The 15,758-nt window shown below is 45.5% G+C and carries 15 protein-coding genes; 13 read left to right on the forward strand and 2 right to left on the reverse strand.

Going from position 1 to position 15,758, the window contains the following annotated elements:
- The first annotated feature begins 412 nt into the window (after nucleotides 1-412).
- Nucleotides 413-1,951 carry an NADP-dependent phosphogluconate dehydrogenase gene (gene gndA / locus K5Q92_RS13875; protein ID WP_220769592.1) on the forward strand — a complete coding sequence of 513 codons (1,539 nt, stop codon included), beginning with the start codon at nucleotides 413-415 and terminating at the stop codon, nucleotides 1,949-1,951.
- A gap of 149 nt (nucleotides 1,952-2,100) precedes the next feature.
- On the opposite strand, the gene K5Q92_RS13880 is transcribed toward gndA, so the two are convergent.
- On the reverse strand, nucleotides 2,101-2,991 hold the full coding sequence (locus tag K5Q92_RS13880; protein WP_220769593.1) for a 1,4-dihydroxy-2-naphthoate polyprenyltransferase: 891 nt from the start codon (nucleotides 2,989-2,991) through the stop codon (nucleotides 2,101-2,103).
- A gap of 339 nt (nucleotides 2,992-3,330) precedes the next feature.
- Between K5Q92_RS13880 and K5Q92_RS13885 the strand changes: the two genes are divergently transcribed.
- The 8 genes from K5Q92_RS13885 to ompW all read left to right on the forward strand — a co-directional run bounded on the left by K5Q92_RS13885 (nucleotide 3,331) and on the right by ompW (nucleotide 9,968).
- The gene (locus tag K5Q92_RS13885; protein WP_220769594.1) at nucleotides 3,331-4,263 is read left to right on the forward strand and encodes an SDR family NAD(P)-dependent oxidoreductase; all 933 of its coding nucleotides are present in this window, start codon (nucleotides 3,331-3,333) and stop codon (nucleotides 4,261-4,263) included.
- 80 nt (nucleotides 4,264-4,343) lie between these two features.
- The gene (tesB, locus tag K5Q92_RS13890) at nucleotides 4,344-5,210 is read left to right on the forward strand and encodes an acyl-CoA thioesterase II (RefSeq protein WP_220769595.1); all 867 of its coding nucleotides are present in this window, start codon (nucleotides 4,344-4,346) and stop codon (nucleotides 5,208-5,210) included.
- Between the two features lie 44 nt (nucleotides 5,211-5,254).
- Entirely contained in the window at nucleotides 5,255-5,656 is a 402-nt protein-coding gene (locus K5Q92_RS13895) for a YbaY family lipoprotein (RefSeq protein ID WP_220769596.1), read from the forward strand.
- A gap of 88 nt (nucleotides 5,657-5,744) precedes the next feature.
- Nucleotides 5,745-6,353, forward strand: a complete 609-nt coding sequence (locus tag K5Q92_RS13900; protein WP_259649577.1) for a nucleotidyltransferase family protein — start codon at nucleotides 5,745-5,747, stop codon at nucleotides 6,351-6,353.
- A 137-nt stretch (nucleotides 6,354-6,490) separates the two neighbouring features.
- Nucleotides 6,491-7,213: an aminoglycoside phosphotransferase family protein gene (locus K5Q92_RS13905; RefSeq protein ID WP_220769597.1), complete on the forward strand. Its 723-nt coding sequence runs from the start codon at nucleotides 6,491-6,493 to the stop codon at nucleotides 7,211-7,213.
- Between the two features lie 318 nt (nucleotides 7,214-7,531).
- The gene (locus K5Q92_RS13910; RefSeq protein WP_259649578.1) at nucleotides 7,532-7,999 is read left to right on the forward strand and encodes a GNAT family N-acetyltransferase; all 468 of its coding nucleotides are present in this window, start codon (nucleotides 7,532-7,534) and stop codon (nucleotides 7,997-7,999) included.
- Nucleotides 8,000-8,128: 129 nt separating this feature from the next.
- A complete protein-coding gene (locus K5Q92_RS13915) occupies nucleotides 8,129-8,830 on the forward strand; it encodes a class I SAM-dependent methyltransferase (protein ID WP_220769598.1) in 702 nt (233 codons plus the stop codon).
- 487 nt (nucleotides 8,831-9,317) lie between these two features.
- The gene (ompW, locus tag K5Q92_RS13920) at nucleotides 9,318-9,968 is read left to right on the forward strand and encodes an outer membrane protein OmpW (protein WP_220769599.1); all 651 of its coding nucleotides are present in this window, start codon (nucleotides 9,318-9,320) and stop codon (nucleotides 9,966-9,968) included.
- A gap of 90 nt (nucleotides 9,969-10,058) precedes the next feature.
- Here ompW and K5Q92_RS13925 read toward each other — a convergent pair whose 3' ends face one another.
- A complete protein-coding gene (locus K5Q92_RS13925) occupies nucleotides 10,059-10,832 on the reverse strand; it encodes an SDR family oxidoreductase (protein WP_220769600.1) in 774 nt (257 codons plus the stop codon).
- Nucleotides 10,833-11,048: 216 nt separating this feature from the next.
- Between K5Q92_RS13925 and K5Q92_RS13930 the strand changes: the two genes are divergently transcribed.
- The 4 genes from K5Q92_RS13930 to K5Q92_RS13945 all read left to right on the forward strand — a co-directional run bounded on the left by K5Q92_RS13930 (nucleotide 11,049) and on the right by K5Q92_RS13945 (nucleotide 15,698).
- Nucleotides 11,049-11,450, forward strand: coding sequence for a YbaY family lipoprotein (locus K5Q92_RS13930; protein ID WP_220769601.1), 402 nt, complete (start codon nucleotides 11,049-11,051; stop codon nucleotides 11,448-11,450).
- A 76-nt stretch (nucleotides 11,451-11,526) separates the two neighbouring features.
- Nucleotides 11,527-12,471, forward strand: a complete 945-nt coding sequence (metA, locus tag K5Q92_RS13935) for a homoserine O-succinyltransferase (protein WP_220769602.1) — start codon at nucleotides 11,527-11,529, stop codon at nucleotides 12,469-12,471.
- Between the two features lie 355 nt (nucleotides 12,472-12,826).
- Nucleotides 12,827-14,017 carry an acetyl-CoA C-acyltransferase gene (locus K5Q92_RS13940; RefSeq protein ID WP_220769603.1) on the forward strand — a complete coding sequence of 397 codons (1,191 nt, stop codon included), beginning with the start codon at nucleotides 12,827-12,829 and terminating at the stop codon, nucleotides 14,015-14,017.
- Nucleotides 14,018-14,198: 181 nt separating this feature from the next.
- A complete protein-coding gene (locus K5Q92_RS13945; protein WP_220769604.1) occupies nucleotides 14,199-15,698 on the forward strand; it encodes a CoA-acylating methylmalonate-semialdehyde dehydrogenase in 1,500 nt (499 codons plus the stop codon).
- Nucleotides 15,699-15,758 lie beyond the last annotated feature (60 nt).

Here is a 15,758-nt window from a genome sequence, read left to right on the forward strand (position 1 = left end):
GCTGAGACGGTAAGGCTGAGACGGTAAAGCTAAGACGGTAAGGCTAAGACGGTGAGGCTAAGACGGTGAGGCTGAGACGGTAAAGCTAAGACGGTAAAGCTAAGACGGTAAAGCTAAGACGGTGAGGCTGAGACGGTGAGGCTGAGACGGTGAGGCTGAGACGGTAAGGCTGAGACGGTTATAGAAAAGCAGGGCTTTAAAAAGCGCTGCTTTTCTTGTTTAGGTGGCTAGTAGGTTAATCAATGGAGTTTTCGTTTATATAAGCTAGAGTTGTTAAGTTTTATATAGTAATTAAGTTACCAAAGTCTGTATAATCCATAACAAATAACCCTATCAATCAAGCAAACGCAATGACGTGAGCTGAATAAAAAATAGATAGGGAACTCTCTGTGACCTGCGGAACAAAATTAACATGAATAACCAATCTAATCTTTACGATATAGGTGTTATTGGCTTAGGCGTAATGGGTAAGAACCTAGCGCTCAATATTGCTGATAATAACTATCGTGTAGCTGCGTTTGACCTTGATGAAATTAAGGTGCAAGACACTGTAAAACAAGAAGAGCTTGAACGTAAGCAATTCCTTAAACAGTCGACTCAAGCACGCATTCTTGGCTGTAACAATCTTTCTGAAATGATATCTAAATTAGAAAAGCCGCGTGTATTACTCCTTTCTGTCCCTGCGGGAGCTCCGGTGGATGGTGTGTGTCAGTCGCTGATTGAAGTGGGTATTGAAGACGATGATATCGTTATTGATACCGGTAATAGCTTATGGACCGATACACTTGAGCGTGAGAAGCGCTACGCCAAAGACTTCCTTTTCTTTAGCTGCGCGATCTCAGGTGGTGAAGTGGGGGCTCGCTTTGGGCCGTCATTGATGCCTAGTGGTAGCCTTAAGGCTTGGCAGCGTATTGAGCCTATCTGGCAGGCCATTGCCGCTAAGGTGGATGCCAACACAGGCTTACCTATTGAACGTTTCGAGCCGGGCAATCCAGTAACAGAGGGGGAACCTTGCACCACTTATATTGGCCCTGCGGGTTCTGGTCACTACGTTAAGATGGTGCATAATGGTATCGAATACGCGGATATGCAGCTTATTTGCGAAGCTTACCATCTATTGAACCAAGGTCTTGGGTTGAGTGCTAGTGAAGTGGGTGATGTATTCGAGCGCTGGAATAAAGGCAGTTTAAATAGCTACCTGATGGAGATAAGCGCCGATATCCTTAAACAGGCAGATCCGTTAACTGGTGCGCCGTTGGTGGAGATGATTTTAGACAAGGCGGGGCAGAAGGGCACAGGTCTTTGGACTGCGGTAAGCAGTTTGCAAATAGGCTGTCCAGCCCCAACGATTGCCGAAGCGGTGTATGCTAGAGCGCTCAGCACGCAAAAAAAACAGCGACATCAGCTAAGTCAGCGATTATCGGGACCGAGTCAAGTGGCGTTGGTAAATACTGATAAGCAGGCATTTATAGACCAATTGGAAAACGCCCTTTATTGCGCCAAGGTATCTTGTTATGCCCAAGGTTTTCAGCTGATGGCTATGCAAGCTAACGAGCAAGGATGGCAGTTAGATTTTGGTGAAATCGCTAAGATCTGGCGTGCTGGTTGTATCATTCGAGCCACATTCTTACAGTCGATTACTCAGGCTTATCAGCAAGACGGTGAGCTCGAAAATCTGCTGATGGCAGAAACCTTTGCTAAGGCTCTGTCCGAGAAACAGCAAGATTGGCGGGTGGCGATATCAGGTGCTGTACTGAGCGGTATTCCTGCGCCATGCATCAGTTCGGCTTTGGCTTATTATGATGGCTACCGAAGCGAAACTTTACCGGCGAGTTTACTACAGGGGCAGCGAGATTTTTTTGGTGCCCACACCTTTGAGCGCATCGATAAACCTCATGGTGAGAAGTACCACTTAAATTGGAGTGGCGATCGCAGAATCAACAAGGTATAGCTCATGCCTAGTCGCTGTAGTCGGCTGACTGTTTGTCTCAAGCCGGGCATTCAGAACGTGATGCACAGGACAAGACATTGAAAACAAAAAAAGCCTATCAAAATTGATAGGCTTTTTTAGTACTCTTCAGCGGCGAGTGAATGGCTAAACTAGGATGCAAACAGACAGATATCAATGAGTAGGCCAAGGCTGAACAGCGCACTGAAAATCATGGTCAGCTTAGCGGTGCGGCCGAGTAATGGGTTTAAGGCTGCGCCAGTCACCTCATTAAAGTCACGGCATAGGGTTCTGGCCATAACAAATGCGAGTCCCGCAAACAGCACTGGTAAACCCGGTAGCGCTCCCATCAGGAAGCCAGCGATGATGATGGCAAATGGGAGATAGAGAAAGCTTTGATAGAAAATACGCGATTGTTCAAGGCCGATGCGTACCGCTAAGGTTTGCTTACCCGCCTTGATGTCGGTATCCATATCGCGGGTATTATTGACTAACATTATCGCCGCGTTTAGAAAGCCGATAGCGCTGCCCAAAAGCCAAGCGCTAGTTGCTGTATCGCCCGCCTGCAGAAAGTAACTTCCTACAACGGCTACCAGACCAAAAAACACAAATGCTGCCACCTCGCCAAGGCCGTGAGAGGCTAGTGGGTATGGGCCGCCACTATAACCTAGGGCACCAAGGATCGCTGCCGCCGCTAAAAAGGCGATGGGGAGGCCACCATGGTAGATTAGGAAAGAGCCAACGATGAGTGCTAATACCAGACATAAGATCATGGCGTTTCGTACAGATGTTGGGCTTAACATACCACTTTGGGTGACACGCACAGGCCCTAAGCGCTCTTCGGTATCCACACCACTTTTAAAGTCGAAATAGTCGTTAGCTAGGTTTACGGCAATTTGTAGCAGCAGGGCACAAAGCATTGAAACAGCAGCAATGAATAGGCTGAATTGCTCAAGGTGCAGTGCGAGTACGTTACCAACCAGCAGTGGTCCAATCGCCGCAGGCAAGGTGCGAGGGCGGATGGCAAGTATCCAAGGGTTCATGTTTTCTAATTACTTACAGAGGTTTACGTCAAAGGGTGCAGACATAAAGGTAAAAAAAGTTGGCATAGCATAGCAAATTTAACAACTTCTAAAAAGTGGATTTTATAGCAGCAAAAGTGGTCGGCTTAACACTTTGCTAAGCATTACTATATTTCAGATTGGCTTATATGAATAAATTTGAACTAGCGCACAACTGTTAGGCAGGAGTGTATGCAATATTACATTTTTAAAGAGAGCGCTAGAATATAAGCTGTCATTTTGGCATTAGCTTTAAAACTGCGGTGTCAGCAGTCAACGACTAGATTTGTAATGGACAAATTTGCTTAGAGGTCGAAAACTATGCGTTTTGAGGGACAAGTCGCAATAGTGACAGGTGCTGCTTCGGGTCTAGGTCGGGCCTATGCCATCGCCTTAGCTGAGCGAGGAGCAAGAGTCGTTTTGGTGGATAACGAAGCGAATCAAACAAAGGATGTTAGCTCCAGCATGACAAACATAGAGGCTGACTCAGGCCTAAAAGCCTGTGGAGCTGCAATAAACGCTTTAGGAGGCGAATTTCAATCTTTTGTTATGGATGTCAGCAATGCTGATGACGTTAACGCTATGGTTGATGATGTGGTTCAAAGTTGGGGCCGCGTCGATATCTTAATTAATAATGCGGGAGTTCATCAGCCTTGCCCATTTGAGCAGATGAGTGCCTCAATCTGGAAGCATCATCTGGATGTGGATCTCAACGGTACCTTCTACATGACCAAGGCCGTATGGCCGCTAATGAAACGCCAAGGTTATGGGCGGATAGTGATGAGCAGTGCCAGCTCCATTTATGGCGATATGTATGAGACCAGTTTTAGTGCTAGCAAGATGGCTGTGATGGGGTTAGTTAATAGCCTTCACCACGAGGGCGTAGAGCACGGGATCAAGGTTAACAGCATTATTCCTCATGCCGTCACATCGATGACAGCAAACCATTTAGCACCAACAGTTAGGCCACTTTTTTCAAAAACAACCGTGACAGCCACCATGTTGTACCTGTGCAGTTCTAAAAGCCCGTCGGGTGAACACTTGCTCGCAGCGGCAGGCGGAATTAGCCATGCCGCCTTAGTCGAATTTAATCCAGGACGCTTTAAAGCCGAGGAGTGCACCCCTGAGGTGATCACTGAACGCTGGCATGAACTCTACCATGCAAAACCCGTTACCGCTCACCGAAGCGGTGAGGCGCAGGTGCTCGCTTGGGCAAAGGCATCGGCAAATCAGCGTAGGATCGTGTTAGAGTAGCAGCGAGTTAGCGTAGAACTGGCGAGACTAGGGGATCTTGAGTTAAGCTTATGGCTTTATTGTCAGAGTTTTAGGTTGTAATGAGCCAAGTATTAGATGATCTTTTAGCATTACTCTCTTTAGAGCAGATCGAAGAAGGGCTGTTTCGTGGCCAAAGCCAAGATCTAGGTTTTGGGCATGTCTTTGGTGGGCAAGTCATGGGCCAAGCCCTGAGTGCGGCAAAACAGACCGTCAGCCCAGACCGTAAAGTGCACTCTTTACACTCTTACTTTTTACGTGCCGGAGATGAGAAGTTGCCGATTGTGTATGATGTTGAAATCATGCGTGATGGCGGCAGTTTCAGTGCCCGCAGAGTAAAGGCTATTCAGAAAGGCCGCCCCATCTTTTACATGACCTGTTCTTTTCAAACTGTTGAAGAGGGATATGACCACCAAGCTGTGATGCCCGATGTGGTGGGGCCTGATGGTTTACTTAACCAACAAGAACTTGCGATGACATTAAGAGATAAAGTGCCATCTAAAGTGCTAGAAAAGTTTATGGCTGATACCCCTATTGAGATGCGTTTGGTCAACCCAAGCGATCCTATCGCACCTAAAGCTCGCGAACCTATTCGTCACGTATGGATCCGCGCCAATGGTGAGCTACCTGATAATATGTGTGTCCATGATTATCTGCTCGCCTATGCATCGGACTTTAATTTCTTAGTTACTGCGGCACAGCCACACGGGGTATCATTTTTAACACCAGGCATGCGTATGGCCACTATCGATCATGCGATGTGGTTCCACCGTCCATTCGATTTGAGTCAGTGGCTGTTGTATAGCATAGACAGCCCAAATGCCAGTGGTGGAAGAGGTTTTGTAAGAGGCCAATTCTTTAATCAGCAGGGTGAGTTGGTGGCGTCTGCAACTCAGGAAGGACTTATTCGCATGACTAAGAAGTCATAGTCAGCGTTTGCATCCATTATTATTTGATACTCAGGATTAAAATCATGATCTCATTGATGAAAAAGAGCATCGTTCTCGTATGTATGTTGCTGTTAACTGCATGTGTGACAGTGGAAGAGAAGCCGCCAGTAGTGATCAATGGTGCGGCTGGTTACTTAGAGAAGTTGGCTCTTCCTCAAGGAAGCGCGATTACGATAGCGATTATCGACCTTGATACTCCCGGCGTGATTGTGGCGCAAAAAAGCTTTAATATCGTTAGAGCGCCCGTGCCGTTTAAGTTTCTGTTACCAGCCGATAGTATAGATGACAGCATCCATTACGGGGTGGTGGCGATGATCCAGTATCAAGGGCGGGTGATCTTTCAAACCTATGATCGCTTTCCAGTGATCAACAATAACAAGTACACCACCGAAGTGTTGATGAAAGCTGTGCCTATGCCAAGGTAGCTGTCGACATTGATCTAAAAGGAGCTTAGGCTCCTTTTTTATTGCCCTGTTTAGGTCATTCTAGTTGGGAGTGACATAGGATAAGAGGATGAACCAAGCAGTGAAAGAGTCTTTGCCCACGCAAGTTGGTTGTCAAGAATTGTTGAAGCGGTGGCTACTCGAAGATGATTACAGACTTCAAGCCTTGTTAGTCGCTCAGCAGTTAAACCTTAGCGATTGGATGCTAGCGGCAGGCTTTGTGCGTAACTTAGTTTGGGATAAGTTACATGGCCTGCAAACGCCGCTTAATGATATCGATCTTATCTATTTTGACTCCAGTGATTTATCCGCAGATAAAGACAGTGCAATTAAAGCAGAGCTAAATAGAATCGCCCCTATGTACCCCTGGTCTGTTAAGAATCAAGCGAGAATGCATCTGCGTAATCAACATCAAGGATATATATCAAGCTTAGATGCCATGAGTTACTGGCCTGAGAAGCAAACGGCGGTAGGGGTCAGCTGTCTGCCAGTCGCAAAATCAGCTAGCTCAATCGGACCAACGTCTTTGATTTTACATAGTCCGTTCGAGCTAGCCTGCCTGTTTGAGCTAACCCTACAACGTAATCCCAAAGCAAAGCGTGGCTTGTTTGAGCAGAGAGTGAAAAATAAGCAGTGGTTGCAAACCTACCCGAAGCTACGAGATAATGGTAACTGGTGAACTTATGAGCAGACAATATTCTTTATTGCTTGACACATTAGGCATTGTTAGAGAACGATGATGGCATCATAGGTGTATGTGTGTTGATTGCTGTCGATTGTTCTAAATTTATTTTGTTGTTAATGGTGGCTTAATCGATGGAACCTTATCTTGATGCGATAAATGAGATTAAAGAGTTAGCGAATGCAGAGGAGATCCATCGGGTTGATGATGTGTCGATATATCTGGAGCGCTTTACCGATCTTGATTTAATCGCTACAGGAATTTATGCCGAGGTGTACGAACTGCCTGGAGAGCCAGATAAAGTCGTTAAGTTGTGTAACAGCAAAATCGATGGCTACTACCTGTTCGCTCGCTGGTGTATGCGTCCAGAAAATCAAGATAACCCTCATGTTCCAACCATTCACCGTGAAGACACAATTGAATTGAGCAGTGGCCGAGTGGTGCGCTTTTATGTGATGGAGCGACTTGAAGACATCACTGATGACGGCAAAGAGCCTACCCGCCCCAGCCATTTTCATGATTATGACTTTGGTAAACTCTGGGGCACCTTGCGCACCATGACCTTACCATTTGCCGATCCTGAAAAGCCCTTTACCGATGAGGTTCAGACTGTCGATGAGTTTGTTGAGCAGATCCAAGAGCCACGGGCGCATTTTTATATGAACTCCGCCGAACGTCAGCCTGTGGTGATCGATGATGAGATCATCGATGAGCACGAAGCATTGTTGAAAACCCTGTTTGAGGTGCTGAGTTTTATTGATGACCACGGGGTGATGGACCTACATGGCGGTAATTATATGCTTAGGGGCGATACTATTGTGATTACGGATCCCATATCCCATAAATACGCGAGTTAACCAAGCTAATTAAGTGGTGTGCTATTGAACAGTACGTTATTTAGGATGGGTTAAATCGATAACAAAAGGGCTGAATAAACAGCCCTTTTTTTGTATCGATTCAACCACAGATCTTAGGCTAGCATCTAAAGCGACTTATCCATGGTTTGTTATCAAGCTCAACAAGGTTTTGATAAGCTCTCTATTGCATCAACCATTAACGCTTCGATAAGGCGTAATCAATGCTTATTACAGTGTTCATTTAAAGGTAATTAACAGGTTTAATATGGCGCTATCATTTACCACGTCACGATTAGATGTATTCGAGATAACCACGAGATGGCCCAAGGTGAAGCACTTGAGCTACTAGGTCGAATTCCCCAATTACTGACTCCAGCAGTTGTTGAGAGACTTCCGAGCTATTTTCATGGCATCGAGTCTCAAGGTGATGCAAGATTATGGCTTGAACGTATGGTGTCTGAAAGTCGCTTGTTTGCCGTTACACTACATAGTACAAATTTGATTATCGGTTTTATATTTGCATATGTAGAAAGTGAAAGTGACACTGAAGCCCATATTGGTTATTTGCTAGGAAAGAGCTATTGGGGACAGGGTCTAGCTTACGAGCTGTTGCAAGCTTTTATTAAACAGGCTAATCAAACACAAGGCTGGACTAAATTAATCGCTGGTGTTGAGGCAAACAACCTTGCTTCGTCTAGATTATTACTCAAGCTAGGCTTTGCCCAGAGAAATGCAGAGGGCTCCGTCATCTTTTATGAATATCCTCCCTTTCAATCCTTATCCTAATCAAGGCTATTACAGGACTCATAGCAAGAGATTTCAGTGGAGAAAACTTAGGGGGCTGCGAACAGCCCTAGCAAATAGGTCGTTAATCAGGTGTTATGCACAAAACACTGTGAATAGAGATAGAGCTATATGAAATTAGAGATGTATTCAGAGTACGCGCAGAAATATGATTTAGCTGTGCGAGATAATATTTATAACGCCCATCTAGAGAGGCCTTCATTACAGGCGATGCTAGAAGATATTACCGGACTTGATGTATTAGATTTGGGCTGTGGCTCAGGTGTATATGCCGAATATCTAATCGAGCAGGGAGCTACAAAGATTACTTGCCTTGATGCTTCTGAGCAGATGATAGCGATAGTGAAGCATAAATTTGGTGATAGGGTATCTGCATATTCGCAAGATCTCTCGATTGGCCTTCCACAGGAGGCTTCGAATAGTGCCGATGTGATTATTAGCCCTCTAGTTATTCATTATATAGAAGACTTACCAGCATTGTTCGCAGAGATAAGTCGAGTGTTGAAGCCTAGTGGCTATATAGTCTTTTCAACTCATCACCCATTTGCAGACTTTGAGTGTTCAAGCTCCGGTAACTACTTTGAACGTGAGTTAGTTAAAGATGTTTGGGATACGGTGGGAAAGCCCGTTGAGGTTACATTTTATCGTCGCTCGTTAACTGAGATAATGGACGCAGTTACAACTAATGGTCTGGCTGTGATTCAGCTATCTGAAGGTCGTGTGTCAGATAACGTCAAGCAAATATCGATGCAGCAATATGAATACTTGTCTAAAAATCCTAACTTTATCTTTGTAAAGTGTCGCAAATTATAGATGCTCCTTAAAATAGGCTGATTATCTCAGTAGCTCTTATCGATCTGCATATCGATTTCTATTGGCACGTCTATTCGCATACCCACTCGCATTCCACACTATCTACAAAGGCTTATCTTTCGCTACGGATCCCGATAAGAGTCCGTTAGTGAAATTAGCGCACACCGACTTACTTCTTGGTCTGATTTTGAACAGTTCTTACTGGTAAGGGAGGAATAATCGGCTTGATTTCACGATTGTTTTTGATAATTGAATGATTGGTTTGTTTTGTAAACAATGCGTGCGCGCCTCACATTTATTAAAGTTGTAACTTCAATAAATGTTTAGTTAGTGTGATCTGGATCCTTTTTTGGTTATCACTAACGAGGTATTCGGTTTCGACTTTGATTTAGATCAAAAGTTTTCGTTAAGCATTCTGGCAGGATTCACGCAATTGTAAGGATATTGATAATAAAAACAGCGCTAAGTGTTGTATTAATGGAGTAGTATGATGAACAAAAAAATCGTTTCTAGCTTAATTGCCACCGCCCTACTATCTACAGGTTTTACCTCTTCTGCATTAGCTCACCAAGCTGGCGATATTATCGTCCGTGCGGGTGTAGCTGTTGTTACGCCAAATGAGTCTAGCCCAGTCGTTGCTGATATCGCAGAATTTGGCGTCAGTGATAATACCCAATTAGGCTTAAACTTCGGTTATATGTTGACTGATAATATCGGTATCGAGCTTTTGGCTGCTACGCCATTTTCTCATGACATTTCATTAGGTGAGCTAGGTAAGATTGCCGAGACTAAGCACCTACCACCAACGTTAGTTGCTCAGTATTACTTCGGTGATGCAAATTCAAAACTACGTCCATACATTGGCGCGGGTGTTAACTTCACAAACTTCTTCGATAACGAATTTACTCAAGAAGCGCAAGAGTTAGGTTTATCTGAATTGAGTATGTCGAACTCTTGGGGCTTAGCCGCTCAAGTAGGTTTAGATTATCAAATTAATGATAGCTGGTTGATCAATGCCTCTGTTTGGTACGCGCAGATCAGCACTGATGTTAAATTTAACTTAGGTGACGCTCCTCAAAAAGTTGAAACCGATATCGATCCATGGGTTTACATGATTAGCGTAGGTTATACTTTCTAATCGAAAGAAATTTTGGACTAATCCCACCCATAAAAAAGGAGCCGTTTTGCTCCTTTTTTATATTTGTAAAAAGCAATGATTTAGTGCGTTCTACTTAGAGGTTTTCTTAGCCGCACGCTCGGCTTTCTTCTCTGCTTTGGTTTTCCAGTGGCGGGTATTGTAAACAAACTCAGGTAAGCCCTTAGTTAACCAAGCCACGAGTCGCCAACGCTTAGTCACATAAGCTCGGCGCTTACCTGCTTTCATCGCCTTAATAATTTGACCTGCCACAACCGACAGTGGCGACAACCACAGACGGTTTTGTTGCATAGCTGCTTTATCTAACATGCCCAACTGAATATCGGTAATCGTAATAGGCAGCTTCAAACGCTGAGCATGCATGCTCAATCCTTCGAAATAGTTCTGCGAATAGGCTTTTGATGCATGATAGGCCACACTTGGACCGCCTCGTAGCCCTGCAATAGAGTTAATCGCCGCTAATTGACCATAGCCCTGCTCGCGAAATAGTCTAAAGGCCGTATTGCAAATGGCTGAAAAGCCTTGCACATTAACTGTGATGATATCTTGCTCTGGCTGCCAAGGCAGCTCGGGATCGTAATGGGTGAGTCCAGTATTGACCAAAATAAGGTGAGCGCCGCCTAGTGACTGCCAAACGGCATTCATGGTACTGATAATGGCTTCAGGATTATCAATTTGCAGCGGAAAAACTTGCGCCTTAGTGGGCAAGGATTGGCTAAACTCGATAAGAGATTGTGGATCTTGTGCTAATAGGGCCAGTTCAACGCCTTCATCTGCAAGTTGTTTTGCAATTTCACGGCTAAGTAATGAGCTAGCGCCCACAATTATTGCAGTTGCTTGTGTCATATGGGTATTCGACTTCGAATAGGTAACTTATCATAGAAAGATAAGTGTATTAGAACAAGATTAATTGTCTGTTGCTGTGATGCAAATAGTGAGAATGCACTTTTTAGATTGAGCATCAGCATGAATGTGTGAAAGACATTCCGATCAACTGATATAAAATTCAAGTACGGACATATAGACTTCTAGAAGTCTTAATGTATTATTAGGAGCGTAAATATGAAACAGTGGTTTAAGCCTTTATTACCTTTAGCGGTAGCAGCAAGTATGTTGACAGGTTGTGCAACATCCAATGCTGTGGTGGAGATCCATGGTGAGGTTTGGTACAAGGAGCGTATGGCGCTACCTGAAGACGCAGTGATCAGCGTTCAGGTTCAAGATGTGTCTCGTATGGACGCTCCTGCTGAAGTCATTGCAGAGTTTGAGCGTAATGATGTCAGTACCCCAATCCCATTTCAGTTTTTAATTAATAGAGATCAATTTGAAGATGGCCACACCTATAATATAGGTGCCCGTATCACGCTGGATAATAAATTGATGTTTATTAATACCCAAGCTTACCGAATCGATCTGGACTCGAGTGAGCCAATGTCTGTATTAGTACAGAGGGTGGCACGTTAACTAAATTAGCTGTGAGTTAGTCTAGCTGGCGCGTCTCTTTCTGATAGGTTACATAACTAGAATAAAGAGGCGCGTTATGCCGGTTAAAATTCCCGACGATCTGCCCGCTGCAGGGATCTTGGAGTCAGAGAATATCTTTGTTATGTCCGAAACTCGGGCGGCCAATCAAGATATTCGTCCAATGAAGGTATTAATCCTTAACTTAATGCCCAATAAAATTGAGACTGAAACTCAACTGCTGCGTCTCTTAGGTAACACTCCATTACAGGTTGATGTGGATCTACTTAGAATTCACGATAAAGCTTCCAAACACACCTCGATTGACCATATGAATAACTTCTATCGAGATTTTGAGCAGGTGCGTCATAAAAACTACGATGGCTTGATCATCACTGGTGCGCCGCTGGGCCAGATTGAGTTTGAAGAGGTGTCGTACTGGGACCATATTCGCGAAATCATTGATTGGTCGCAGCAGCATGTCACTTCGGTGCTCTTCCTATGCTGGGCAGCGCATGCGGCACTGTACCATCTATTCGGTTTAAACCGCTCACTGCTGACAACTAAACGCTCAGGGGTATTTGTCCATAAGCGTACCTCAGAGCATTATCCCTTGCTGCGAGGGTTCGATGATGAATTTTTTGCGCCGCACTCCCGTTTTGCCGAGATGGATATCAATACGTTAAAGGCGCACCCAGAGCTTGAGGTTTTGACCGAATCAGAGACGGCTGGAGCCTATATGGTGCTCTGTAAAAATAATCGTAACCTGTTTGTAATGGGGCATCCTGAGTATCAAAAATCGACCTTAAAAGATGAGTATTACCGAGATCTTGAGCAAGGTTTAGCGCCGGAAGTGCCGCAAAATTACTTTACTAACGATGATCCACAGCAAGCACCTATTGCCCGTTGGCACAGTCACGGCAGTCTATTAGTGAGTAATTGGCTTAACTATTACGTTTACCAGCTGACGCCATATAATCTCGATGATATGACAGGCATCACCCCTTGGGAATCTAAGGAGTAACAGTTCTAGCTATCACTAAAAAGCCGATATAGTAGTATCGGCTTTTTGTTTTCAGCCCTTGTTCCTAGCAGCATCAGCTCTGCACAGCTAATCAAGCTAAGCTTCTCCCTTAACAGTTATCTTTGTGTAAATTCTATGTGACATCTAAACCCTATACTTTGGTAGATATTTGACCAATAAGCGCTTGCTTTACGTTCGCGTAAACGTCAGAGTGGTAAATATTGAGCAAGATCACACTTATGTTAACTAGGCAATAGCCTGAGAACGGTCTGTAAGACAAGTCGCACAACCCTACAGTCAGCGCGACTTTGGACTGCTTCTATTAGAGGTTACCTAGCGTATTACCGGAGTAATTATGAGTTCAGTTCTGTCAAACCAAGATATTGTTATTGTTGCAGCAAAGCGTACCCCAATGGGTGGGTTTCAAGGTGCGCTGTCTAGTGTTAGCTCTCCCAAATTGGCGGCAACAGCGATTAAGGGCGTGATTGCGCAAACCCAGATTGCTGGTGAGCAGGTTGATGAAGTCTTGATGGGCTGCGTTCTGCCGGCTGGTTTAGGGCAGGCGCCAGCAAGACAAGCAGCATTGGGCGCTGAGTTACCACTATCGGTAGGCGCGACTACAGTCAATAAGGTATGTGGATCGGGCATGAAAACCGTGATGCTCGCCCATGATTTAATTAAAGCGGGTAGTGCAAATGTTGTGGTTGCTGGTGGTATGGAAAGTATGAGCCTAGCTCCTTATTTGCTTGATAAGGCGCGCGGCGGTATGCGTATGGGTCACGGTAAGGTGATGGACCATATGTTCCTTGATGGTCTCGAAGATGCGTACACTGGCGGCGCTATGGGGACATTCGCTCAGAACACCGCCAACGATTTTAAATTAACCCGTGAGCAGATGGACAGTTTTGCACTGAGCTCACTGGAAAAAGCCAATGCCGCGATTAATTCGGGGGCATTTAGCGATGAAATTACCCCTGTTACCGTATCGAACCGCCGCGGCGATATTGTGGTCGATACCGATGAGCAACCTGGTAATGCACGCCCTGATAAAATTCCAACACTGCGTCCAGCCTTTGCCAAAGACGGTACGATTACCGCTGCCAACTCAAGCTCAATCTCCGATGGTGCAGCAGCACTGATGTTAATGAGCCGCGAGCAAGCATCTGAGCTTGGCCTCGATGTGTTAGCCACCATTAAGGGTCACACCACACACGCTCAAGAGCCATCTATGTTTACCACAGCGCCAGTTGGCGCCATGAATAAGCTGCTCGAAAAAGTGAACTGGAGTAAAGATGAGGTGGATCTTTATGAGATCAATGAGGCCTTCGCTATGGTGACCATGCTGGCTATTTCAGAGCTTGGACTCGATACAGCCAAAGTCAATGTCAATGGAGGCGCCTGTGCTCTTGGCCACCCTATCGGCTGTTCGGGCGCGCGTCTGCTGGTGACACTTATTTATGCTCTTAAAGCGCGTGGTCTCAAGCGCGGCGTGGCATCACTGTGTATTGGTGGCGGTGAAGCCACAGCGATGGCGATTGAAATATAAAACTCAGGTTTAAAGTAGTTAAACACCAGTATTCAACAAGACTTTATTCAACAAGAGAGGGTTTAACTTAGGACCAAGGCTCTAACGGCTGCATTGCTGTTAAGCCAATATAAAAATCTGGCCAAGTTGAATCATCATTTTGCAGTAGCCAATAACGGGCATTGCCAAAGTAGGAAGCGATATGACAACTCAAGTGAAGCATTACATCGACGGTGAATGGGTATTAGGTCAAGGCGATAAGCAGATAGCCGTGACAAACCCGGCGAATAACGAAACGATTGCAGTGGTTAATGCAGCGGTTGATGCCGAAGTATTAACGGCAGTAGCCAGTGCTAAACAGGCCTTTCAAACTTGGAAAGAGGTGCCTGTTTCAGAGCGTGCACGTGTCATGCTGAAATACCAGCATCTACTGAAAGAGCATCACGATGAGATAGCAACCATTCTTGCCCAAGAGACAGGTAAGACATTCGATGATGCCAAAGGGGATGTTTGGCGTGGTATCGAAGTTGCGGAGCATGCCTGCAATATCGCCTCTATGATGATGGGTGAAACCGTTGAAAATGTTGCGCGCTCCATCGACACCTACAGCTACACCCAGCCACTGGGCGTATGTGCTGGCATCACTCCGTTTAACTTTCCGGCGATGATCCCACTGTGGATGTTCCCCTTAGCAATTGCGTGCGGTAACACCTTCGTGCTAAAGCCGTCAGAGCAAGATCCTATGACGCCCCAGCGCTTGATCGAACTGTTTGAAGAGGCTGGTGCGCCAAAAGGCGTGGTGCAGCTGATCCATGGCGATAAAACGGCGGTGGATATCCTGCTTGCTCATCCAGATATTAAAGCCATCTCATTTGTTGGTTCGGTGAATGTCGGCCAATACATTTATAAAACTGGTACCGATAACCTAAAGCGTGTGCAAGCCTTTGCCGGCGCTAAAAACCACTGCGTTATCATGCCCGATGCCAATAAACAGCAGGTAATTAATAACCTCGTCGGTGCCTCTGTTGGTGCTGCGGGTCAACGTTGTATGGCACTGTCTGTTGCGGTATTTGTCGGCGCGGCCAAAGAGTGGATCCCTGAGCTCAAAGAGGCGATTGCTAAGGTCAAACCTGGGCTTTGGAATGATAAAGATGCCGCTTACGGACCTGTGATCAGCCCTGCAGCGAAACAGCGTATCGTTGGTTTAATCGCGAAGGGCAAGGAGGAGGGAGCCGATTGCTTGCTCGATGGCACAGACTTTACCGTTGAGGGTTATGAGTCAGGTAACTGGGTTGGCCCAACGATGTTCGATAAGGTGACCACGGATATGAGCATTTACCAGGAAGAGATCTTTGGTCCAGTGCTGTGCTGCATGAACGCTGAGTCTCTTGAAGAAGCGATTGCGATAGTTAACGACAGCCCATACGGCAACGGCACCTCAATCTTTACAGCCAGTGGCGCCGCAGCACGTAAATATCAGCATGAAATTGAAGTGGGTCAGGTGGGAATTAACGTTCCAATTCCTGTGCCATTACCTTTCTTCTCATTTACCGGCTGGAAAGGCAGCTTCTATGGCGATCAACACGCCTACGGTAAGCAAGCAGTGCGTTTCTATACCGAAACGAAAACCATCACCGCTCGCTGGTTCGAGTCGGATATCGCGGTGGCTTCGACGCCAAATATGACGATTGAGCTTAAGTAATAAGGCTTATTGTCCCCATAAGGTTATGCCTTATAAGTGTGGCAATGTTCGTTTGGGGCG

Origin of the sequence: Shewanella sp. MBTL60-007 (assembly GCF_019654915.1) — a bacterium.
In the GTDB taxonomy this organism is placed as follows: Bacteria; Pseudomonadota; Gammaproteobacteria; order Enterobacterales; family Shewanellaceae; genus Shewanella.